The organism is Pseudomonas asgharzadehiana (assembly GCF_019139815.1).
GTDB lineage: Bacteria > Pseudomonadota > Gammaproteobacteria > Pseudomonadales > Pseudomonadaceae > Aquipseudomonas > Aquipseudomonas asgharzadehiana.
Genome location: NZ_CP077079.1, coordinates 193878 through 215666, shown reverse-complemented (window position 1 = coordinate 215666; position 21789 = coordinate 193878). Strand labels below are relative to the sequence as shown.

At 60.0% G+C, this 21789-nt stretch carries 19 protein-coding genes; 10 read left to right on the top strand and 9 right to left on the bottom strand.

The window, feature by feature from the left end; translation table 11 throughout:
* Window positions 1–38: 38 nt before the first annotated feature.
* The 3 genes from tsaC to KSS96_RS00975 form a co-directional block, all read right to left on the bottom strand.
* Window positions 39–596 (bottom strand): L-threonylcarbamoyladenylate synthase type 1 TsaC, encoded by a 558-nt coding sequence (tsaC, locus tag KSS96_RS00985; protein WP_017528696.1) that lies wholly within the window; start codon window positions 594–596, stop codon window positions 39–41.
* Window positions 597–672: 76 nt separating this feature from the next.
* Entirely contained in the window at window positions 673–1776 is a 1104-nt protein-coding gene (dprA, locus tag KSS96_RS00980) for a DNA-processing protein DprA (protein WP_017528695.1), read from the bottom strand.
* A gap of 63 nt (window positions 1777–1839) precedes the next feature.
* Window positions 1840–2616, bottom strand: a complete 777-nt coding sequence (locus KSS96_RS00975) for a hypothetical protein (RefSeq protein WP_017528694.1) — start codon at window positions 2614–2616, stop codon at window positions 1840–1842.
* Between the two features lie 135 nt (window positions 2617–2751).
* Here KSS96_RS00975 and def point away from each other — a divergent pair, with 135 nt between their 5' ends.
* The 5 genes from def (at window position 2752) to KSS96_RS00950 (ending at window position 7314) form a co-directional block, all read left to right on the top strand.
* Window positions 2752–3258, top strand: a complete 507-nt coding sequence (gene def / locus KSS96_RS00970; protein WP_003187273.1) for a peptide deformylase — start codon at window positions 2752–2754, stop codon at window positions 3256–3258.
* 69 nt (window positions 3259–3327) lie between these two features.
* The gene (gene fmt / locus KSS96_RS00965; protein WP_065879212.1) at window positions 3328–4281 is read left to right on the top strand and encodes a methionyl-tRNA formyltransferase; all 954 of its coding nucleotides are present in this window, start codon (window positions 3328–3330) and stop codon (window positions 4279–4281) included.
* Entirely contained in the window at window positions 4278–5588 is a 1311-nt protein-coding gene (rsmB, locus tag KSS96_RS00960) for a 16S rRNA (cytosine(967)-C(5))-methyltransferase RsmB (RefSeq protein WP_065879213.1), read from the top strand. The genes fmt and rsmB overlap by 4 nt, the downstream gene beginning before the upstream one ends.
* Before the next feature lie 22 nt (window positions 5589–5610).
* Entirely contained in the window at window positions 5611–6984 is a 1374-nt protein-coding gene (gene trkA, locus KSS96_RS00955) for a Trk system potassium transporter TrkA (protein ID WP_017528691.1), read from the top strand.
* 18 nt (window positions 6985–7002) lie between these two features.
* Window positions 7003–7314, top strand: a complete 312-nt coding sequence (locus tag KSS96_RS00950) for a tetratricopeptide repeat protein (protein ID WP_017528690.1) — start codon at window positions 7003–7005, stop codon at window positions 7312–7314.
* 75 nt (window positions 7315–7389) lie between these two features.
* Here the strand turns inward: KSS96_RS00950 and KSS96_RS00945 are convergent, their stop codons facing one another.
* On the bottom strand, window positions 7390–8277 hold the full coding sequence (locus tag KSS96_RS00945; RefSeq protein WP_017528689.1) for a lysophospholipid acyltransferase: 888 nt from the start codon (window positions 8275–8277) through the stop codon (window positions 7390–7392).
* A 40-nt stretch (window positions 8278–8317) separates the two neighbouring features.
* Window positions 8318–8875 (bottom strand): DNA-3-methyladenine glycosylase I, encoded by a 558-nt coding sequence (locus tag KSS96_RS00940; RefSeq protein ID WP_017528688.1) that lies wholly within the window; start codon window positions 8873–8875, stop codon window positions 8318–8320.
* Between the two features lie 81 nt (window positions 8876–8956).
* On the opposite strand from KSS96_RS00940, the gene glyQ reads away from it, so the two are divergent.
* From glyQ to KSS96_RS00920, 4 genes are all read left to right on the top strand, one after another.
* Complete coding sequence (glyQ, locus tag KSS96_RS00935) at window positions 8957–9910, top strand: glycine--tRNA ligase subunit alpha (RefSeq protein WP_217855578.1); 954 nt, start codon at window positions 8957–8959, stop codon at window positions 9908–9910.
* Window positions 9907–11961, top strand: coding sequence for a glycine--tRNA ligase subunit beta (gene glyS / locus KSS96_RS00930; protein WP_217855576.1), 2055 nt, complete (start codon window positions 9907–9909; stop codon window positions 11959–11961). Before glyQ ends, glyS begins: the two co-directional genes overlap by 4 nt.
* A 3-nt stretch (window positions 11962–11964) precedes the next feature.
* Window positions 11965–12501, top strand: a complete 537-nt coding sequence (gene gmhB / locus KSS96_RS00925; protein WP_017528686.1) for a D-glycero-beta-D-manno-heptose 1,7-bisphosphate 7-phosphatase — start codon at window positions 11965–11967, stop codon at window positions 12499–12501.
* Between the two features lie 83 nt (window positions 12502–12584).
* The gene (locus KSS96_RS00920) at window positions 12585–13355 is read left to right on the top strand and encodes a lysophospholipid acyltransferase family protein (RefSeq protein WP_065879214.1); all 771 of its coding nucleotides are present in this window, start codon (window positions 12585–12587) and stop codon (window positions 13353–13355) included.
* A 179-nt stretch (window positions 13356–13534) separates the two neighbouring features.
* On the opposite strand, the gene KSS96_RS00915 is transcribed toward KSS96_RS00920, so the two are convergent.
* Window positions 13535–15817 carry a CHASE2 domain-containing protein gene (locus KSS96_RS00915; protein ID WP_017528684.1) on the bottom strand — a complete coding sequence of 761 codons (2283 nt, stop codon included), beginning with the start codon at window positions 15815–15817 and terminating at the stop codon, window positions 13535–13537.
* 455 nt (window positions 15818–16272) lie between these two features.
* On the opposite strand from KSS96_RS00915, the gene KSS96_RS00910 reads away from it, so the two are divergent.
* A complete protein-coding gene (locus KSS96_RS00910; RefSeq protein WP_017528683.1) occupies window positions 16273–16995 on the top strand; it encodes a response regulator transcription factor in 723 nt (240 codons plus the stop codon).
* A gap of 108 nt (window positions 16996–17103) precedes the next feature.
* Here KSS96_RS00910 and gyrB read toward each other — a convergent pair whose 3' ends face one another.
* The 3 genes from gyrB to dnaN are packed head-to-tail and all read right to left on the bottom strand — an operon-like array spanning window position 17104 to window position 21753.
* A complete protein-coding gene (gyrB, locus tag KSS96_RS00905; RefSeq protein WP_017528682.1) occupies window positions 17104–19521 on the bottom strand; it encodes a DNA topoisomerase (ATP-hydrolyzing) subunit B in 2418 nt (805 codons plus the stop codon).
* A 4-nt stretch (window positions 19522–19525) separates the two neighbouring features.
* Window positions 19526–20629, bottom strand: coding sequence for a DNA replication/repair protein RecF (gene recF, locus KSS96_RS00900; protein ID WP_017528681.1), 1104 nt, complete (start codon window positions 20627–20629; stop codon window positions 19526–19528).
* A gap of 20 nt (window positions 20630–20649) precedes the next feature.
* Window positions 20650–21753 carry a DNA polymerase III subunit beta gene (dnaN, locus tag KSS96_RS00895; protein ID WP_034139939.1) on the bottom strand — a complete coding sequence of 368 codons (1104 nt, stop codon included), beginning with the start codon at window positions 21751–21753 and terminating at the stop codon, window positions 20650–20652.
* Between the last annotated feature and the right edge of the window lie 36 nt (window positions 21754–21789).

The following is a 21789-nucleotide window of genomic DNA, read 5'->3' as shown; positions in this document are numbered from 1 at the left end:
GTTGTGGCGAGGGGGCAAGCGCCCTCGCCACAAAAGCACTACGACGGACGCACCACATCGCCCGTCACCAGGTCACGGATCAGGCTGGGGTTCTTGCGCCCGCCCAAGGCGCCACCCAAGACCACGTCCACCTGGCCGCGGAAATACTGCTCCACGCGAATCCGCGTGCGGGCAGCCGGGCGGCCCTGAGGGTTGGCCGAGGTGGAAATCAACGGCCCCACCAGTGAACACAAATCCCGCACCAATGGGTGATCGCTGACCCGCAGCGCCACCGTGTCATGCACGCCGGTCACCCATTCCGGCAACAAATCCTGATGAGGCACCAGCCAGGTATTCGGCCCCGGCCAGGTGCTCGCCATGCGTTCGATCCACGCATCGGGGAAGTCTTCAAACAGAAAATCGAACTGGCGAATATTGTCGGCAACCAGGATCAGGCCCTTGTCCACCGAGCGATTTTTGATCGCCAGCAGCCGGTCCACCGCTTCTTCGTTCCAAGGGTCGCAGCCCAGGCCCCAGACCGCCTCGGTTGGATAGGCAATCACCGCGCCTGCGCGAATTTCTCGTGCGGCTTCTTGCACACGCCACCTGTTGACCATGGTTTAACTCTCCAGACTAAGCTCTGGGCAGTTTACCGATCTTCATTACAAAACCCAGTTCCAATAAAACGAGTCGCTACAAAAGCTGACAGCGCGCAACCCAGCGCCCGCTTTCGCAGATCACCTGGCCTTCCAGCTCCAACTCCGTGAGGTTCGCCAACACCTGAGACAACGGCCGCCCGCTGGCAATCGCCAAGGCTTCACTGGTGTGGGGGGCGGCGTGCAGCAGCGCCACCAGCGGGTGCGTCACCGGCAACGGGGCCGGACGCGACAAGGCCTGCCAGCCGCGTAAACCTTCGAGAATGTGCTCGATGGTCTCCACCAGCGTCGCGCCCTCGCGGATCAACTGGTGACAGCCCTTGGCACCGGGATGATGAATCGAACCTGGGATCGCATACACCTCACGCCCCTGCTCGGCGGCCAGTTTTGCGGTGATCAACGAGCCGCTGGCCATGCTGGCTTCCACCACCAATACGCCCAGGGACAGGCCACTGATGATCCGATTACGCCGGGGAAAGTTACTGGCCTGGGGCGGGGCGTCCAACGGGAACTCGGAAACCACCGCGCTGCCTTGGGCAATCATCGCGGCAGCAAGCCGTCGGTGGCGCTGTGGATAAAAATTTTCCAGCCCCGTGCCCAGTACGCCGATTGTGTGGCCTCCCACATCCAACGCCGCTTGATGCGCCGCGCCATCAATGCCCAGGGCCAAGCCGCTGGTGATGACAAAACCGGCACTCGCCAGGCTGCGGGAAAACGCCGCGGCGGTGTCCATGCCGGGGCGCGAGGCACGGCGACTGCCGACCATCGCCAGTTGCGGTTTTTCCAGGATTGCGGGGTCGCCGGCGACGAACAACAGCGGCGGTGCATCGTCGATCTGCGCCAGCAGCGCGGGGTACTCAGGTTGGTCCCACATCAACAAATGCTGGGCCGGGCGCGCCAGCCAAGCCAATGCCTCGCTGGCACCGTCGCGTATTTCAGGGCTGCGCCGAGCTTCGGCGCTGAGGGTTGGCAAGCCCAGCGCACGCCAGGCACTGGCGGGGGCACTGATGGCTTTTGAAGCGCTGCCGAACGCTTCGATCAATAAGCGAAAACGCTTGGGCCCCAGTTCCGGGAGCCTGTGCAGGCGTAGCCGTGCTTCCAGTTCTGACGGGGAAATTGGGTGGCTGTTTGTCGGATACATCGGATCATCCTTGACCGGAACAAGCTGTGGATAACTCTGTTGGTAACTTATTTAGCAGGCTATTTATTGCGATTGACGAACCGTCTCGAAACGGTCCAACACCGCCAGCGGATGCGATGCGCTGAGCACCAGGCCGTAGCTGAGCTTTTCAAACGTGCGGAACACCAGCAGAGTGCCGGCGCGCTCGTCGGGCAGTGTTACGGGCGCATTCGTGAGCGTGTCGCGCACGGTGGCGCCGGTCTTGATAACGGTCAGCAGCTGGCCTTCGACCAGACCGTCGCGCCGGCCTTTGTTCAGGGTGATGGCGTCGAGCACGCCGATTTGGGTAACGCCTTTGGGAATGTCGATAATCTGCCCCTGGACGAAGGGCGCAGGCTTGAGCGCTTGCACATGTGCCAACTCAATGGGCGCCAGGGCATGGAGCAGACGGTCGCCGGGGCGTATCTCCCGGGTGGCCCGCTGCACGGCCAGGGTGCTCAGATCGCCGGCATTCACAAAGCGTGCGCTGCCGATATCGTCGACGTTGAGGCCCAGCAGCTCCTGGGTCTCCGGGTCGGTATAAACCCTGCCTCGGCGAAAGATCCCATAGCTGGGCTGAGTCGGGTCCAGGTTGCCCCTGGCGTACACACGCTCATCATTGGCGCCCAACACATGACCGGCGCCCGCCGCGACGATGTAGGGCGCGCGGTCCAGGTCCTGCGGTGTATCGAGAATGCGGTTATGCAGTAAAAAGCGCTGGATGGCCTGTTGCGTCGGTTGATCCAGACGCTGGCCGGGCGGCGGCAGCAGGGCCATTGCGAACGGCGCCCACAGCAGCAAGACGAGTAGCGATTTCCTCATGGGGTGAATCTCCTTTATTATGTGCGTTCGCGTGAAATGCCAGAGCCTTCGCGGCTTTGGGGCGTTTCACACCGGCCATGTGGGTCCATCCCACCGCCGATTTGCCTCTACCTCACATGTGCAGCAATTACGCTTATGGCTATTTTGAACATCCTCGAATTCCCCGACTCGCGCCTGCGCACGATCGCCAAACCGGTGGCCGTAGTGGACGACAAGGTTCGTCAGTTGGTCGATGACATGTTTGAAACAATGTATGAAGCGCCGGGCATCGGCCTCGCCGCCACCCAGGTCAACGTGCATTTGCGCGTCGTGGTCATGGACCTGTCCGAGGATCGCAGCGAACCGAGGGTATACATCAACCCCGAGTTCGAACCACTGACCGAAGAGATGGGCGAGTACCAGGAAGGTTGCCTTTCGGTGCCGGAGTTCTACGAGAATGTGGAGCGCCCGTTGCGCGTGAAGATCAAGGCGCTGGACCGCGACGGCAAGCCGTTCGAGCTGATTGCCGAAGGCCTGCTGGCGGTGTGCATCCAGCACGAATGCGACCACCTCAACGGCAAGCTGTTTGTGGATTACCTGTCCACACTCAAGCGCGACCGGATCAAGAAGAAGCTGGAAAAAAAGCATCGCCAGCAAGCTTGATGCCCTCCTTCCAAAGGCTTGCTGCGGCAAGCCTTTTTCTTTTGTGACTGCTTTTAACCGAGACCTCCCATGACCGAGCCACTGCGCATTGTTTTTGCCGGTACACCCGAATTTGCCGCCGAACACCTCAAGGCGCTGCTTGCCAGCCCTTATGACATCGTCGCGGTGTACACCCAGCCGGATCGCCCGGCCGGTCGCGGGCAAAAACTGATGCCGAGCCCGGTCAAGCAACTGGCGCTTGAACACAACATTGCTGTGCTGCAGCCACCGACCTTACGCAACGCCGAGGCCCAGGCCGAGCTGGCCGCGCTCAAGCCCGACCTGCTGGTGGTGGTGGCCTACGGTTTGATCCTGCCGCAGGTGGTGCTGGACATCCCGCGCCTGGGTTGCATCAACAGCCATGCCTCGCTGCTGCCACGCTGGCGCGGTGCGGCGCCGATCCAGCGCGCGGTGGAGGCGGGTGACAGCGAAAGCGGTGTGACCGTGATGCGCATGGAGGCGGGCTTGGACACTGGCCCGATGCTACTCAAAGTCGCCACGGCGATCACCGCCGAAGACACCGGCGGCAGCCTGCATGACCGCCTGGCTGAAATGGGCCCACCTGCCGTGATCCAGGCCATCGCCGGTCTCGCTGCCGGCACCCTGGAAGGCGAAGTGCAGGATGACAGCCTGGCCACCTACGCCCACAAATTGAACAAAGACGAAGCACGCCTCGACTGGAGCCGCCCGGCGGTGGAGCTGGAGCGTTTGGTGCGCGCGTTCAACCCGTGGCCGATCTGCCATAGCACCCTGAACGGCGAAGCCCTGAAAGTACTGACCGCGACCCTGGCCGACGGCAAAGGCGCCCCCGGCGAGATCATTGGCGCCAGCAAGGACGGCCTGTTGGTCGCCTGCGGTGAACAGGCACTGTGCCTGACGCGCCTGCAATTGCCCGGTGGCAAGGCGCTGAATTTCAGCGATTTGTTCAACAGCCGTCGTGAGAAATTTGCCCTTGGCACCGTACTCGGGGTGGCTGCGCAATGAACCCACGTCTGGCTGCCGCCAAGGCTCTCGCCGCTGTACTCAATGGCAAAGCTTCGCTGAACAGTTCGCTGCCCACGCAGTTGGACAAGGTTGAAGACCGTGATCGCGGCTTCACCCAGGACCTGGCCTTTGGTACCGCCCGTTGGCAGCCGCGCTTGTCGGCGCTGGCGGCCAAGCTGCTGCAAAAGCCGTTCAAGGCGGCGGACGCCGATGTGGAAGCGTTGCTGCTGGTGGGTCTGTATCAGTTGCTCTACACCCGCGTGCCGGCTCACGCCGCCATCGGCGAAACCGTCGGTTGCGCCGACAAGCTGAAAAAGCCCTGGGCCAAGGCCCTGCTCAACGCCGTGCTGCGCCGCGCCCAGCGCGAAAGCGAAGCACTGCTGGCCGAGCTGGAGCATGACCCGGTGGTGCGCACCGCCCACCCGCGCTGGCTGCAAAAATCTCTCAAGGCATTCTGGCCTGAGCAGTGGGAAGCGATTTGTGCGGCCAACAATGCGCACCCGCCAATGATTCTGCGGGTCAACCGTCGCCATCACAGCCGCGATGCGTACCTGCAATTGCTGACCGCGGCCGGTATCAACGCCACGCCTTGCGTGTTCAGCACCGACGGCATCGTGCTCGAAGCCGCCGCTGATGTACGCAGCCTGCCGGGCTTTGCCGAAGGCTGGATCAGTGTGCAGGACGAAGCCGCGCAGCTCGCCGCCGACCTGCTCGATCTCGCCCCAGGTCAGCGGGTACTCGATGCCTGCTGCGCCCCGGGCGGTAAGACGTGTCACATCCTGGAGCTCGAAAAAGGCCTGGCCGGCGTAGTCGCCGTCGATCTGGAAGCCAAACGCCTGGTGCGTGTGCGAGAAAACCTCGCACGCCTGGGCCTGGATGCCGAACTAATTGCCGCCGATGGCCGCGACACGGCCACCTGGTGGGACGGCAAACCCTTCCAGCGCATCCTGCTCGACGCACCGTGCTCCGCCACCGGTGTGATCCGCCGCCACCCGGACATCAAACTCACGCGCCAGCCCGACGACATCGCCGCCCTGGCCGTGCTGCAAGGTGAACTGCTCGACGCGCTGTGGCCGACCCTGGAAGTCGGCGGCATTCTGCTTTACGCCACCTGCTCGACCTTGCCCACCGAAAACACCGAGGTGATCGAAGCCTTCCTCGCCCGCACCAGCGGCGCGCGGGAACTGGACCTCGCCACGGCCGCCGGCATCAAGCAGCCCCACGGCCGCCAGTTGCTGGCGCAGGAAGGCGGGCATGATGGCTTCTACTACGCCAAACTGATCAAGATCGCCGCCGCGCGCGGCTGAATGGTTTTAAGGGAGTGACCGGATGAAAATCATCATCCTTGGAGCAGGGCAGGTTGGCGGCACACTGGCTGAACATTTGGCCAGCGAGGCCAATGACATTACCGTGGTCGACACCGACAGCGAGCGCCTGCGAGACCTCGGTGACCGCCTGGATATCCGCACCGTGCAGGGCCGCGCATCGTTCCCGACGGTGCTGCGCCAGGCTGGTGCCGACGACGCCGACATGCTGGTCGCCGTGACCAACAGCGACGAAACCAATATGGTCGCCTGCCAGGTCGCCCACACCCTGTTCCACACCCCCACCAAGATTGCCCGGGTACGCGAAGCGGCCTACCTGACCCGCGCCGGCCTGTTCGACAACGACGCGATTCCGGTGGACGTGCTGATCAGCCCGGAACAAGTGGTGACTCACTACATCAAGCGCCTGATCGAAATCCCCGGCGCCTTGCAGGTGATCGACTTCGCCGGCGGCAAGGCGCAACTGGTGGCGGTGAAGGCCTATTACGGCGGCCCATTGGTGGGCCAGCAACTGCGCCAGCTGCGCGAACACATGCCAAATGTGGAAACCCGCGTCGCGGCAATTTTCCGACGTGACCGGCCGATCCTGCCCCAGGGCGATACCGTGATCGAGGCTGACGACGAAGTATTTTTCATCGCCGCCAAGGCGAATATTCGTGCGGTGATGAGCGAAATGCGCCGCCTCGACGAGAACTACAAACGCATCGTTATCGCCGGTGGCGGGCAGATCGGCGAGCGCCTGGCCGAGGCGATCGAAAGCCGCTACCAGGTGAAGATCATCGAGATGAGCCCTGCGCGCTGCCGGCATTTGTCCGACACCCTCGACAGCACCGTCGTATTGCAGGGCAGTGCCTCGGACCGCGACCTGCTGATGGAAGAAAACATCGCCGACGCCGATATCTTCCTGGCCCTGACCAACGATGACGAAGCCAACATCATGTCGTCATTGCTGGCCAAGCGGATGGGGGCGAAGAAGGTGATGACCATCATCAACAACCCGGCGTACGTCGACTTGATCCAGGGTGGCGACATCGACATCGCCATCAGCCCCCAACTGGCGACTATCGGCACCTTGCTCGCCCACGTACGCCGTGGCGATATCGTCAGCGTGCACTCCCTGCGCCGGGGCGCGGCGGAAGCCATCGAGGCGATCGCCCATGGTGATTCAAAGTCGAGCAAGGTGATCGGCAAGGCCATCCGTGACATTGGCCTGCCACCGGGCACGACCATCGGCGCGATCATTCGTGATGAAGAAGTGATCATTGCCCACGACGATACCGTGATCGCTACCGGTGACCACGTGATCCTTTTCCTTGTGGATAAGAAACATATCCGCGATGTGGAGAAACTGTTCCACGTGGGGTTGAGCTTTTTCTGATCAAACGGAGTGACCGACATGCTCGAATCCCTGGAAAAAATGCTCGCCAAGGGTGTGGATAACTCGCTGCTGCGCTTTGGGCTGGGCAAGGGTTATCTGGACCTGAAGGACAACGCCAAGGCGGCGGCGCATCTAAGCAAATGCGTCGAGTTTGATCCGAAGTATTCGGCGGCGTGGAAGTTGTTGGGCAAGGCGCAGTTGGGGCAGGGTGATAACGCCGCAGCGCGACAGGCGTGGGAGAAGGGTATCGAAGCGGCCCAGGCCCATGGCGACAAACAAGCCGAAAAAGAAATGACGGTGTTCCTGAAGAAACTCGACCGCCAGGCCTAAGCAGATCGAAAAATGTGGGAGGGGGCTTGCCCCCTCCCACATTTGGTTTTGTATTGGCTTTGGGTCAGCAGTGGGTCAGTACCACCGCGCTTCACCCGGCGGGCGTTTCTTGAAGCGTTTCATGCTCCACATGTACTGGCTCGGGTAGGCGCCGACATAACGCTCCACCACCTTGCTCATCGCCGCGCAGGACGTGGCGGTGTCGGTGCTGTACATGTCTTGCGGTGCCGCCTCCAGGATCACTTTGTAGCCGGAACCGTCGGGCAGGCGCAGCGCGTGCAGGAATACGCCTACGGCCTTGTGGCCAGCGAGCATGTTCGGCACGAACTTGCTGGTGAGCGCCTGGGTGGCAAAGAACGGCACGAAGATCCCGGCGGATTCGGCCGGTTCAGGATCCGCTGGAATGCCCACCTGGCCGCCTTTGCGCACTTCCTTGATGACACTGAGGATGCCTTCCTTGGTCGACGCGGCCACGCGGTTACCCAGTTGCACGCGTTGCTTGCGCAGCAATTCATCCACCGCCTTGAGCTTGGGCGGGCGGTAGAAAATGATCGGTTTGCACTGGCTGCAATAGAAGTGGTTCAACACCTCCCAGTTGCCCAGGTGGCTGGTGATGCCGACCACGCCCTTGCCCGAGGCCAGGGCTTCGTGCAGCACCTCCAGGCCTTCAACTTCGCGCACCAGGTCGATGGAACGCTGGGCCGGCCAGATCCAGGCGCAGGCGCTTTCGGTCAGGGACTTGCCGATGTCCATCAGGCTGCGGCCCACCAGACGTTCGCGCTCGGCCGAGTCCATGTTCGGGAAGCATTTGGAAAGGTTGATCCGCACGGTGTCGCGGGAGCGGTTGGGGGTTTTCCACATGACCCAGCCGATGGCCGTGCCGACGGCTTGGACGGCCCGCCAGGGCAGCAGCGCAAACAACCGCAGAGCGCCTACCAGCAAGGCGCCTTTTAACTTTTCCACAGGTCACTCCTGATCGTGTGTGGTGCGCAAAACGCGCATTCTAACCGGCGTTGGCCAAGTCCGCGTAACGGTCGCAGTCCTGAGTGTGGTCCATGACCATGCCCGAAGCCTGCATGAACGCGTAGCAGATGGTGGGCCCAACGAAGGTGAAGCCGGCTTTTTTCAGCGCTTTGCTCATCGCTTCAGCCTCTGGCGTAATCGCCGGGACTTCGCTGCGGTCCTTGAAGTGGTTGACCTTGGGCACCCCGCCGACGAACGACCAGAGCAAGCCCACCGGATCTTCCAACGCCAGCCAGGCGGCGGCGTTGCGCCGGGTGGCGTTGAGCTTGAGACGGTTACGCACGATGCCCGGATCGAGCATCAGAGCTTCGATCTCGGCATCGCTCAAGCGCGCCAGGCGGTGCGCATCGAACCCGAACAAGACCTTTCGATAATGCTCGCGTTTGCGTAAAACGGTGATCCAGGACAGGCCCGCCTGGAACCCTTCGAGTAAAAGCAACTCGAACAAACCCTGCGCATCGCGCAGCGGCGTTCCCCACTCTTGATCGTGATAAGCCATGTACAGCGGATCTTCAGAACACCAAAAGCAGCGTGGCATAAGGCTCCAGGGAGTGGTGGCGGGGCCGAATCGGGTATACTCCCGCTCTTTAAATCGCAGCCCAAGTAACAGGTGAATTTCGTGAGCCAGCCTACGCCAGCCGTGCGTACCTTCCAAGACTTGATCCTCGCCCTCCAGCAATACTGGGCCGAGCAAGGTTGTGTGGTACTTCAGCCCTACGATATGGAAGTAGGCGCCGGCACTTTCCACACCGCTACCTTCCTGCGGGCCATCGGCCCGGAAACCTGGAACGCCGCTTATGTGCAACCCAGTCGCCGCCCGACTGACGGCCGCTACGGCGAAAACCCGAACCGTCTGCAGCACTACTACCAGTTCCAGGTAGTACTGAAGCCGAACCCGGACAACTTCCAGGAACTGTACCTGGGCTCGTTGAAACATGTCGGCCTGGACCCACTGGTCCACGACATCCGTTTCGTCGAAGACAACTGGGAATCGCCAACCCTGGGCGCCTGGGGCCTGGGCTGGGAGGTCTGGCTCAATGGCATGGAAGTGACGCAATTCACTTACTTCCAGCAAGCGGGCGGCATCGAGTGCTACCCGGTGACCGGCGAAATCACCTACGGCCTGGAGCGCCTGGCCATGTACCTGCAAGGCGTGGACTCGGTCTACGACCTGGTGTGGGCTGACGGCCCGTTCGGCAAAGTGACCTACGGCGACGTGTTCCACCAGAACGAAGTGGAGCAATCGACCTATAACTTCGAACACACCAACGTCGACAAGCTGTTCGAACTGTTCGATTTCTATGAAAGCGAAGCCAAGCGCCTGATCGAACTCGACCAGCCGCTGCCGTTGCCGAGCTATGAAATGGTGTTGAAGGCGTCCCATACCTTCAACCTGCTGGATGCTCGCCGTGCCATCTCGGTGACCGCGCGCCAGCAATACATCCTGCGTGTACGCACCCTGGCACGTTCCGTCGCCCAAGCCTACCTGCTGGCTCGCGCCAAGCTGGGCTTCCCGATGGCCACCCCGGACCTGCGTGATGAAGTGTTGGCTAAGCTGGAGGCTGCACAATGAGTGCTCAAGATTTCCTGGTTGAACTGGGCACTGAAGAGCTGCCACCCAAGGCGCTCAATACCTTGGCCGAGGCATTCCTGGCCGGTATCGAAAAAGGCCTGCACACCGCCGGCCTGAAATTTGAAGCCAAGAAGGTCTACGCCGCGCCGCGCCGCCTGGCGGTATTGCTGACCGCGCTGGAAACCCAGCAGCCGGACCGCAGCATCAACCTCGACGGCCCACCGCGCCAGGCCGCGTTCGACGCCGATGGCAACCCAACCCAGGCCGCCCTTGGTTTTGCCAAGAAGTGTGGCGTGGAGCTGAGCGAGATCGACCAAAGCGGTCCGAAACTGCGCTTCAGCCAGGTCATCACCGGCAAGCCCACCGCCAGCCTGTTGCCGACTATCGTCGAAGATTCCCTGAATGACCTGCCTATCCCCAAGCGCATGCGCTGGGGTGCCCGCAAGGAAGAGTTCGTACGCCCAACCCAGTGGCTGGTGATGCTGCTCGGTGACCAGGTCATCGATTGCACCATCCTCGCCCAGAAGGCTGGCCGTGACTCCCGTGGTCACCGCTTCCATCATCCGCAAAGCGTGCGTATTACCTCGCCGGCCAACTACCTCAGCGATTTGCGTGCAGCCTATGTGCTGGCGGACGCCAACGAGCGTCGCGAGCTGATCAGCAAGCGCACCGAAGAGCTGGCCCGTCTGCAGGAAGGCACCGCCATCGTGCCGCCAAGCCTGCTTGACGAAGTGACCGCGCTGGTCGAGTGGCCGGTGCCACTGGTGTGCTCGTTCGAAGAGCGTTTCCTCGACGTGCCGCAGGAAGCCCTGATCACCACCATGCAGGACAACCAGAAGTACTTCTGCCTGTTGGACGTGGACGGCAAGTTGCTGCCGCGCTTTATCACCGTGGCCAACATCGAGAGCAAGGACCCGCAGCAGATCATCGCCGGTAACGAGAAAGTCGTTCGCCCGCGCCTGACCGACGCCGAGTTTTTCTTCAAGCAAGACAAGAAGCAGAAGCTCGAAGACTTCAACCTGCGCCTGCAAAACGTGGTGTTCCAGGAAAAACTCGGCAGCGTCTACGACAAGGCCGTACGTGTTTCCAAGCTGGCGGCCTACATTGCCCCGCGCATTGGTGGTGACGCAGCCTGGGCCGCGCGTGCGGGCTTGCTGTCCAAGTGCGACCTGGCCACCGAGATGGTTGGCGAATTCCCTGAGATGCAAGGGGTTGCCGGCTACTACTACGCCCTCAACGACGGCGAGGCGGAGGATGTCGCCCTGGCGCTTAACGAGCAGTACATGCCGCGCGGTGCCGGCGCCGAACTGCCGACCACCCTCACCGGTGCGGCCGTGGCCATCGCCGACAAACTGGACACCCTGGTCGGCATCTTCGGTATCGGCATGCTGCCTACCGGCAGCAAAGACCCCTATGCCCTGCGTCGCGCGGCCTTGGGCGTGCTGCGTATCCTGATCGACAAAAAACTCGACCTCGACCTGACCCAGGCCGTGGTGTTCGCCGTCGGCCAGTTCGGCGCCAAGGTCAAGCAAGCCGGCCTGGCTGAGCAAGTGCTGGAGTTTGTGTTCGACCGCCTGCGTGCGCGTTATGAAGACGAAGGCGTGGACGTTTCCGTCTACCTGTCGGTACGTGCCCTGCAACCGGCTTCGGCGCTGGATTTCGATCAGCGTGTGCAAGCCGTGCAAGCGTTCCGCAAACTGCCGGAAGCCGATGCGCTGGCCGCCGTGAACAAACGTGTGTCGAACCTGCTGAGCAAGGCCGAAGGCCTGGGCAATGCCGACGTAGACCCAGGCCTGTTTGCCGATGCCAAGGAGTTCTCGCTGAACTCGGCCATCGCCAAGGCAGAAAACGCAGTGAAGCCGCTGATTGCCGAACGCAACTACGCCGAAGCCCTGGCGCGCCTGGCCACCTTGCGTGAGCCGGTGGATGCGTTCTTTGAAGCGGTGATGATCAATGCCGAAGATGCCGGCGTGCGGAAAAACCGCTACGCCATGCTGGCGCGTCTGCGTGGCTTGTTCGTCAACATCGCTGACATCTCGACGCTGAGCTGACCCATGTTGAAACTGCTGATTCTCGATCGGGACGGGGTGATCAATTACGACTCCGACGCTTACATCAAGTCGGTGGCGGAGTGGATTCCACTGCCCGGCTCGATCGAGGCCATCGCGCAGTTGAGCAAGGCCGGCTGGACCGTGGCCATCGCCACCAACCAGTCCGGCATTGCCCGTGGCTACTACGACATTGCCACCCTGGACGCCATGCACGCGCGCTTGCGCACGTTAGTGGCGGAGCAGGGCGGCGAGGTGGGGCTGGTGGTTTACTGCCCCCACGGGCCGGATGAGGGCTGCGATTGCCGCAAGCCCAAACCGGGCATGTTGAAAACCATTGCAGAACATTACAACGTGCCGCTAGCTGGGATATGGTTCGTCGGGGACAGCCTCGGTGACCTGGAGGCGGCCAACGCCGTCGACTCTCAACCCGTTTTGGTAAAAACCGGAAAAGGCGAGAAGACCCAGGCGAAAAACCTGCCGGTAGGCACATTGATTTTTGACGATCTTGCGGCAGTTGCCGCAGAACTTATCAACAACTAGCTGCCCTCGACTTCCTGATCAAGGATTGTTCGGGAGTGCGCTTTTCAACAGGCGGGCCGTGTCCCGCAACGGTAAATGCCGCCATGTCGATCTTGCAGGCCATCAGAACCTTTTTCTTTTACCTGCTGCTGGGCACCAGTTCGCTTCTCTGGTGCACCCTGAGCTTTTTTATTGCGCCGTTTTTGCCGTTCAAGGCGCGCTATCGCTTTATCAACGTTTATTGGTGCCGCTGCGCGTTGTGGCTGACCAAGGTGTTCCTGAACATTCGTTTCGAGATCAAGGGCGCTGAAAACGTCCCGGACCAGCCCTGCGTGATTCTGTCGAACCACCAGAGCACCTGGGAAACATTCTTTCTCTCGGCGTACTTCTCGCCCCTGAGCCAGGTGCTCAAGCGCGAGCTGCTGTATGTGCCGTTCTTCGGCTGGGCCATGGCCATGTTGCGTCCTATCGCCATCGACCGGGACAACCCCAAGGCGGCGCTCAAGCATGTGGCCAAGAAGGGTGACGAGCTGCTCAAGGATGGCGTGTGGGTACTGATCTTCCCGGAAGGTACACGGGTGCCCTTTGGTACCGTGGGCAAATTCTCCCGCGGCGGTACGGCGTTGGCGGTTAACGCTCACCTGCCGGTGTTACCGATTGCGCATAACGCCGGTAAATTCTGGCCGAAAACCGGCTGGGCAAAACGCGAAGGCACCATCACCGTGGTGATTGGCGAACCCATGTACGCAGAAGGCGAGGGCCCACGCGCCATTGCCACGCTGAATGAGCGTGCCCAGGCCTGGAATGAAGCGCAGCAACGGGCCATGGGTTCCCTCCCGCCGGAACCGGTGGTGGTGGATACACCGGTGGTATGAGCAACTGTGGATAACCTGTGTACGCTTTGTTGGCAAATTGGCTTTTTTTGTTCATAACGCGCTGATTTACATACATATTTCTCAAGGTCATAAAATTCCGGAAAACGTGCATAAGTTTTTTCCTCATAAAAAAACCGGTCCTTGTGACCGGTTTTTTATACACAGCCGAACAGCACGTTTCAGCAGTCATCCAGCAACGGCAACTGCAGACTGAACGTGGTGCCTTTGCCCACTGCGCTTTCACACTCCACACGCCCTCCGTGACGTTCCACGACCGCCTTGACCATGGTCAGCCCCAACCCCAGCCCTTCACTGCCCTGGGCCGAATCGAAGCGCTTGTACTGGCTGAACAACTCCGGTAAATCCTTGGCTGCTATCCCTGGCCCCTGATCGCTGATGCGACATTCCAACCAGCCTTGCGCGCTGCCGTGCCGCAACCTCACGGTAGTACCGGATGGGGAATATTTGATGGCATTTTCCAGCACGTTGAACAACGCGCGCGTGAGTAGCGATTGGTCAGCACAGACCATCCCTTCATCAGCCTCATCCAGATCATGAACCAGATGAATGCCCTTGAGCTGGGCGATCAGCGCCACTTGGTCAAAGGCATCCATCACCAGCATGGCGAACAGCGTCGGTTGAAACTGGTAGCCATCGGCTTCGGCTTTAGCCAGTTGGACGAACGACTCAGTCAGGCTCAAGGCACGACGTACCTGCTGCTCGATCAGGGCAAATACCGGCGACTCAGCGTTGTGCACATCCAGCAGCGCAAGGATCGCCGAATGCGGCGCACGCAGGTCGTGGGAAAGAAAGCGCAACATGGTTTCGCGGTGTTGCTGCGCCTCGCGTTCCTTACTCAAGTCAGTGAGGCTCAACAGCCATCCCAGCGCTACATCACCTTCGGCAGGCAATAACGGAGCCAGCTCCATGCGCAGGCTGCGCTGGTGGATATCGCGAAACTCGACGAGCGCCAACGCCGACAGGGCAGGGCGCACGCCGTTGTGCAAGGGTGGATAACCGAGGTCAACCAACTGCTCCAGGAGGTTTTGACTGACCAGCTCATTGCCGAACACGTCGCGCGCAATACGGTTAGCCAGCAGGATATTGCCTTGGGTGTCCGCGATCAGCGTCGCGACAGGCAGGCATTCCAGCCCATCGGCCATAAAGCGTCGGGTGTCTCGCGTACGACTGACCGCTTGCTCAAGGGCAAAGATACGGTCCTGCAATACATCCCCGTTGCTCGCAGGTGCGCGGCGGCGTTCAGGCAAGACCTTGGGCTCGTCATCCAGACGCGCCAATTCCCAGCCGAAGTAGGCGAGGATTACGCTGAGACGGCGCCAATTCCAGATCAAGTAGCTGAGCAGCAAGCCGATCAAGCAGGCCGCGGGCGGCCACCAGTGGCCCAACCGCAACAGCAGGGCGGACACGACCAACGCCGCAATCATGCATCCCATGGTCATCCACAGCGCATAGCGTGCACGGTACAGCAGCAGACCCAGCAACAACGCCACCCATGACGTTGCCATCACGGCCGAGAGCCACCTAGGCAGATCCACGATGCTGCGCCCCTGCAGCAAACCATTGAGTACGTTGGCCTGGATTTCCACCCCCGCCGTAGTACCCGCCAAAGGCGAAAGCGGTGTGACAAAGCGCTCGCCCATCCCCGACGCTGTTGCACCCACCAGAATCAGGCGGTTGCGCAGTTGTTCTGGAGGGATCTCCCCGCTTAATACGCTGACATACGACACACTCGAAAAATGAGTGTCAGGGTCGATAAACGGGATTCGAACGGCATGATCGCGGTGCCAGTCCTGGCCGTTCGGCTGCTCGGACTGCCCCGGCATCTGCGACGGTTGGCCGCTCATGGCAAAGGCCAGCCACGCCAATTGAGGGGCCATGGCGTCCGGTGGACCTTCGCGCAGGTACAGGCTGCGCACCACTCCATCGCTGTCCGCCTCCACATTGATATGCCCGACCCCTTTGGCACATTTGAGCAGCGGCAGCATCTGTGCGTCGGATTGGCCGTAGCTGATGGAATCATCACGGGCCAGAGGCAACAGCACATTACCTGCGTTGCATACCGCGTCGGCCAGGCGTTTGTCACGAGTAGGGTCGCCGGGTTCGCTGAAAATCACATCGAACAAAATTGCAGCTGGCTGCGCGGCGCTCAGGCGGTCAATCAGGTCGGCATGCAGGCTACGGGGCCAGGGCCATTGGCCGAGCTTTTTCAAGCTGGAGTCGTCGATGGTCACCAGCAAGATGCGCGGGTCCATCGGCAGTGGGGCCACACGGCGAAGACTGTTGTATAGCGGGTTGTTCAGGGCAAGGCCGGGGCTCATCGAGAGATAGGCAGTGATCGGCAGCAGCAGCAAACCTATCCACAACCACTCACGTACCAGGCCCCGGAACAAACGCTGGGCGTGGGTAGGTTGACGTTTTTCGGCTTTGCCCCAAAGCATCATCGGTCAGTGCGCCTGTGCTGTTGGCGAATGGTAGTAAATGGCATAGACCCGTTTCCCCCTCAAGGCGGTGACCGCCGTCAGCCGACACCCCATGTCATAGAACGACGCTTTGTGCCCAAGTGAAGCTCATTTTTCAAACGATGGAAAACTATCCGGCTCGATGTTCAGAACAGCGGGAATTCCGATAGACATCCACTCACAGGGCACAGGAGTTTACGACAGCGCACGCGTCGGCTGATCCTTTTCCTTACGGTCCGGAGCCGGTATCTTTCCTTGCGAGGTATCAAGGACTTTTAATGGGTTAATCGCGTATTGATCCAGCGTACCGAGAGATCCGAGGGGTCGACGAATCCGAACACAATTCTTCAGATTCACCGACCGGCATCTATGCAGTAAGCGCCTTCAATCGAAATAGGCCAATGACTGCCGACTCTTCAAAAAGAAAGGACCCTCCCATGCGTGTCGCAATACTGGATGACGAACCCGCGGAATTGCGCCGGGTGGAACAGACACTGCGACAAATCCCCAGCACCGCCGAACAGCCTTGGTCCCTGCATTGCTTCGAACGCGGTGAAGACCTGTTGCGCCAATTACGTCGTGAAACCTTCGACCTGCTGATACTCGATTGGCAACTACCTGATATCACCGGCATTGCACTACTGCGCTGGACCCGTGAACACATGGAATCGCCACCGGCGGTGATCATGCTGACCAGCCGCGATGCCGAGAGCGATATCGTCACCGCACTGAACAGCGGCGCCGACGATTACGTCAGCAAGCCTTTTCGCCCGAATGAACTGAAGGCCCGGGTCACCGCTGTTCTGCGTCGGCACGGCCTGCAGAAATCAGCAACCCATGAGGTGCAGAGCTTCAACGACTTGACCTTCGACGACGCGGAATTGACCGTCACACGTGCTGGTAAACCCATCAACCTTACTGAGCGCGAGTACCGCCTTGCCAGCTGCCTGTTTGCCAACCTGGCTCGGCCGCTGTCCCGCGAATATCTGTACGAGCGGTTCTGGACGCACGAAGAAATGGTGTCGTCCAGGCCGTTGGACACCCACATCTATCGCTTGCGCAACAAGCTTGGCCTCACCGCAGATAGAGGTTGGCAGTTGTTGACGATCTATGGGTACGGGTACCGATTGGAGAGCGTCGCGACGGGAACCAATGGCTAAAAACGGGCAGATGTTCCACGTGGAGCATTCTAATAACCCGCGTTTTTTATGTAATAAAAAAGGCCAACGCTAAGCGTTGGCCTTTTTGTTGTGGCAGGTTGCGACTGATCAGAAGTCCAGGTTAGAAACCGCCAGGGCATTGCTTTCAATGAAGTCACGGCGAGGCTCGACCGCATCACCCATCAGGGTGTTGAAGATCTGGTCTGCGCCAATGGCATCCTCGATAGTCACGCGAAGCATGCGACGCTGCGCGGGATCCATGGTGGTTTCCCACAATTGATCCGGGTTCATTTCACCCAGCCCTTTGTATCGTTGAATGGTATGGCGCTTGGTGCTTTCAGCCATCAGCCAGTCGAGGGCTTCCTTGAATTCCTTGACCTGCTTCTTGCGCTCGCCCCGTTGAATATAAGCGCCGTCGTCCAGCAAGGTGCTCAGTTGGGCGCCCAGGGTTACGACGGTCTTGTAGTCATTACTGCCGAAGAAGTCGCGGTTGAAGGTGACGTAGTTCGACAGGCCGTGGGAGATCAGTTCGACCTCTGGCAGCCACACGTTACGTTCACGGTCTTCACGCAAGCTGGCTTTGTAAACCAGGCCGGATTTTTCGACGGTGCGCAGGCGTACTTCGTACTGGGCCAGCCAATCCTGCATCGCAGCGTGATCGCCCAGTTGCTCCAGGCTTACGGCCGGCAGGTAGATGAAGTGCTCGGTCAGCTCCTGAGGGTATAGACGCGACAGACGCTTGAGGGTCTTCATCACCATGCGGAAATCGTTGACCAGACGCTCCAGCGACTCACCGGAAATGCCGGGGGCTTCATCGTTCAAGTGCAGGCTGGCATCTTCCAGGGCCGACTGCGTCATGTACTCTTCCATGGCGTCGTCGTCTTTGATGTATTGCTCTTGCTTGCCCTTTTTCACTTTGTACAACGGCGGCTGAGCGATGTAGATGTAGCCACGCTCGATCAGCTCCGGCAACTGACGGAAGAAAAAGGTCAGCAGCAGGGTACGGATGTGCGAACCGTCGACGTCAGCATCGGTCATGATGATGATGTTGTGATAGCGCAGCTTATCGATGTTGTACTCGTCACGGCCGATACCGCAGCCCAACGCCGTGATCAAGGTGCCGACTTCCTGGGACGAAATCATCTTGTCGAAGCGTGCCTTCTCGACGTTGAGAATCTTACCCTTCAACGGCAGGATAGCCTGGGTGCGACGGTTACGACCTTGCTTGGCGGAACCGCCTGCAGAGTCACCTTCCACCAGGTACAGTTCGGAGAGGGCAGGGTCCTTCTCCTGGCAGTCGGCCAGTTTGCCCGGCAGGCCAGCGATATCCAAAGCGCCTTTACGTCGGGTCATTTCACGGGCTTTACGCGCTGCTTCACGGGCGCGCGCCGCGTCGATCATCTTGCCGACAACCAGCTTGGCTTCGTTCGGGTTCTCCAGCAGGAAGTCGGAGAAGTACTTGCCCATCTCCTGTTCCACTGCGGTCTTCACTTCGGAGGACACCAGCTTGTCTTTGGTCTGGGAACTGAACTTAGGATCCGGCACTTTCACCGAGATAATCGCGGTGAGGCCTTCGCGTGCATCGTCACCGGTGGTCGCGACTTTGTGCTTCTTGGCCAAGCCTTCAGCTTCGATATAGGTGTTCAGGTTACGCGTCAGTGCGGAACGGAAACCCACTAGGTGAGTACCGCCGTCACGCTGAGGAATGTTGTTGGTGAAGCACAACAGGTTCTCGTTGAAGCTGTCGTTCCACTGCAGGGCGATTTCGACGCCGATGCCGTCTTCACGCTGGATGTTGAAGTGGAACACCTGGTTGACCGCTGTCTTGTTGGTGTTCAGGTATTCAACGAACGCACGCAGGCCACCTTCGTACTTGAACAGTTCCTCCTTGCCGCTGCGCTCGTCCTTGAGGACGATACCCACACCGGAGTTGAGGAACGACAGTTCACGAATGCGCTTGGCCAGGATGTCCCAGCTGAAGTGAATATTCTTGAAGGTTTCAGCCGAGGGCTTGAAGTGGATCTGGGTACCGGTGGTTTCACTGTCACCGACGATCTTCATCGGTTCTTGTGGAACACCGTGAACATAGGTCTGTTCCCAGATTTTGCCGCTACGGCGCACGGTCAGGATCAGCTCTTCCGACAGTGCGTTCACCACCGACACACCCACGCCGTGCAAACCGCCGGAGACTTTATAGGAGTTGTCGTCGAACTTACCGCCGGCGTGGAGCACGGTCATGATGACCTCTGCCGCCGAAACGCCTTCCTCTTTATGCACATCTACCGGGATGCCGCGACCGTTGTCACGAACAGTAATGGATTCGTCCGGGTGGATGATGATGCTGATGTCGTCGCAGTGACCGGCCAGAGCTTCGTCGATGGAGTTGTCGACCACCTCGAACACCATGTGGTGCAGACCGCTACCGTCATCAGTGTCGCCAATGTACATACCGGGACGTTTGCGTACGGCATCCAAACCTTTCAGCACTTTAATGCTGGTCGAGTCGTACGTGTTTTCTTCGCTCATGCCTTCACTCCCGATGGTCGTGGGTCTGGGTGATACGGCCTTGTTCCACGTGGAACAAAGCGACTGGCGTTTCCGTCTGCCAGCCTTCCCTCAATAATTCGTGGTCTACACAGGTGATAAACACCTGGCAGCGTAAGTCTTCCAACAAGCGGCATAACGCGCGGCGGTGTTGCTCGTCGAGTTCGGACGGCAAGTCATCCACCAGATAAATACACTGACCGCGTCGGGCCAGACTCACCAAGTGGCCCTGGGCAATACGCAATGCGCACACCACCAACTTTTGCTGGCCACGGGACAAGATATCCGCGGCGTTATGAGCGCCTAACCTAAGACGCAAATCGGCACGTTGGGGGCCGGCCTGGGTATGCCCAATTTGCTGATCCCGTTGCAAGGAAGTGGCGAGCACTGCACTCAGTTCACGCTCTTTGTCCCAACCACGGTAGTAGCTCAGCGTAAGGCCCTCGAGATCCAGCAACTCACTCAAGGTCTGTTCAAAGACTGGTTTCAAGGCTTTGATGTAGGCGCGGCGGTATTCATCTATTTCGTCGCTGGCCAGGCACAGCTCTCGGTCCCAGGCCGCCTGCGAAGCGGCGTCAAGTGTACCATGCCGCAGCCACGAGTTCCGCTGCCGAAGGGCCTTCTGCAGGCGCTGCCAGGTAGCCATGAAACGTGGTTCCACGTGGAACACACCCCAATCGAGGAATTGCCTGCGGATTTTCGGCGCACCTTCCAACAGACGAAAGCTGTCAGGGTTGATCAGTTGCAGCGGCAGGATTTCTGCCAGTTGCGCAGCACTACGAGCATTTTGCCCATCGATGCGAATTTGGAACTCTCCGCCACGGTCACGGGATATCCCCAAGCTGCTGTGCCCACCCTCAGCCAGCTCAACTTGACCAAATACCGTGCACGCCAATTGCTCGTACTGGATAACCGGTAACAGCCGTGCACTGCGAAAGGAACGAGCGAGCCCCAGCAAATGGATGGCTTCCAGCACGCTGGTTTTGCCACTGCCATTGGCGCCGTGGAGGATATTGATGCGGGGGGAGGGGGAGAAGGTCACCGGGTGCAGATTGCGCACCGCGGTGACCGAGACGCGACTGAGGGACATCTAGCTTCTGCTGAGCATGATTACAGGCGCATCGGCATAACAACGTAAGCCGAGTCGTCGTTATCGGATTCCTGTACCAAGGCACTGCTGTTGGAGTCCGACAGAATCAGGCGAACCTGCTCGGTGGTCATGACTCCCAGTACGTCCAGCAAGTAGCTCACATTGAAGCCGATTTCCAGCGAGCCGCCGTTGTAGTCGACGCCCACTTCTTCTTCCGCCTCTTCCTGCTCCGGGTTATTGGCCTGGATTTTAAGCTGACCGTTGGCCAGTTGCAGACGAATGCCACGGTACTTTTCGTTGGAAAGGATCGCCGTACGGCTGAACGCTTCGCGCAAGGCTTGACGATCACCGATCACCAGTTTGTCACCGCCTTTAGGCAACACGCGTTCGTAATCCGGGAACTTGCCGTCAACCAGCTTGGACGTAAAGGTGAACTCGCCAGTGGTGGCGCGAATGTGATGCTGACCCAGCACGATGCTGACGTTGCCGTCGGGCTCGGTCAGCAGGCGCGCCAATTCGAGGATACCCTTGCGCGGCACGATCACCTGGTGGCGATCCGGCTGGCCAATATCGGCACGCATCGAGCACATCGCCAGACGGTGACCGTCGGTTGCAACGGCGCGGATAACGCCTTCGGAGACTTCCAGCAGCATACCGTTGAGGTAGTAACGTACGTCCTGTTGAGCCATGGCGAAACTGGTGCGCTCGATCAAACGGCGCAGCTTGCTTTGCTCCAGGCTGCAGGTCAGCGATCCCGGGCCTTCTTCGACGGTTGGGAAATCATTGGCCGGCAAAGTCGACAGGGTGAACCGACTGCGCCCGGCCTTGACCACCAACTTCTGCTCATCAACCTTGATGTCGATCAGCGCATCGTTCGGCAGGCTTTTGCAGATATCCATCAGCTTGCGCGCCGGCACGGTGATCTCGCCAGGTTCGGCGGGCTCTTCCAGCTGCACACGGCCAACCAGCTCGACTTCAAGGTCGGTACCGGTCAAGGACAATTGCTGGCCTTCTACAACCAGCAATACGTTGGAAAGCACCGGCAAGGTCTGTCGGCGCTCGACGACGCCTGCGACCAGTTGCAGGGGTTTCAACAGGGCTTCGCGTTGAATGGTGAAATGCATGGTCTAGTCCCTTGCCTTAATAAGCTGCGCTGGTGT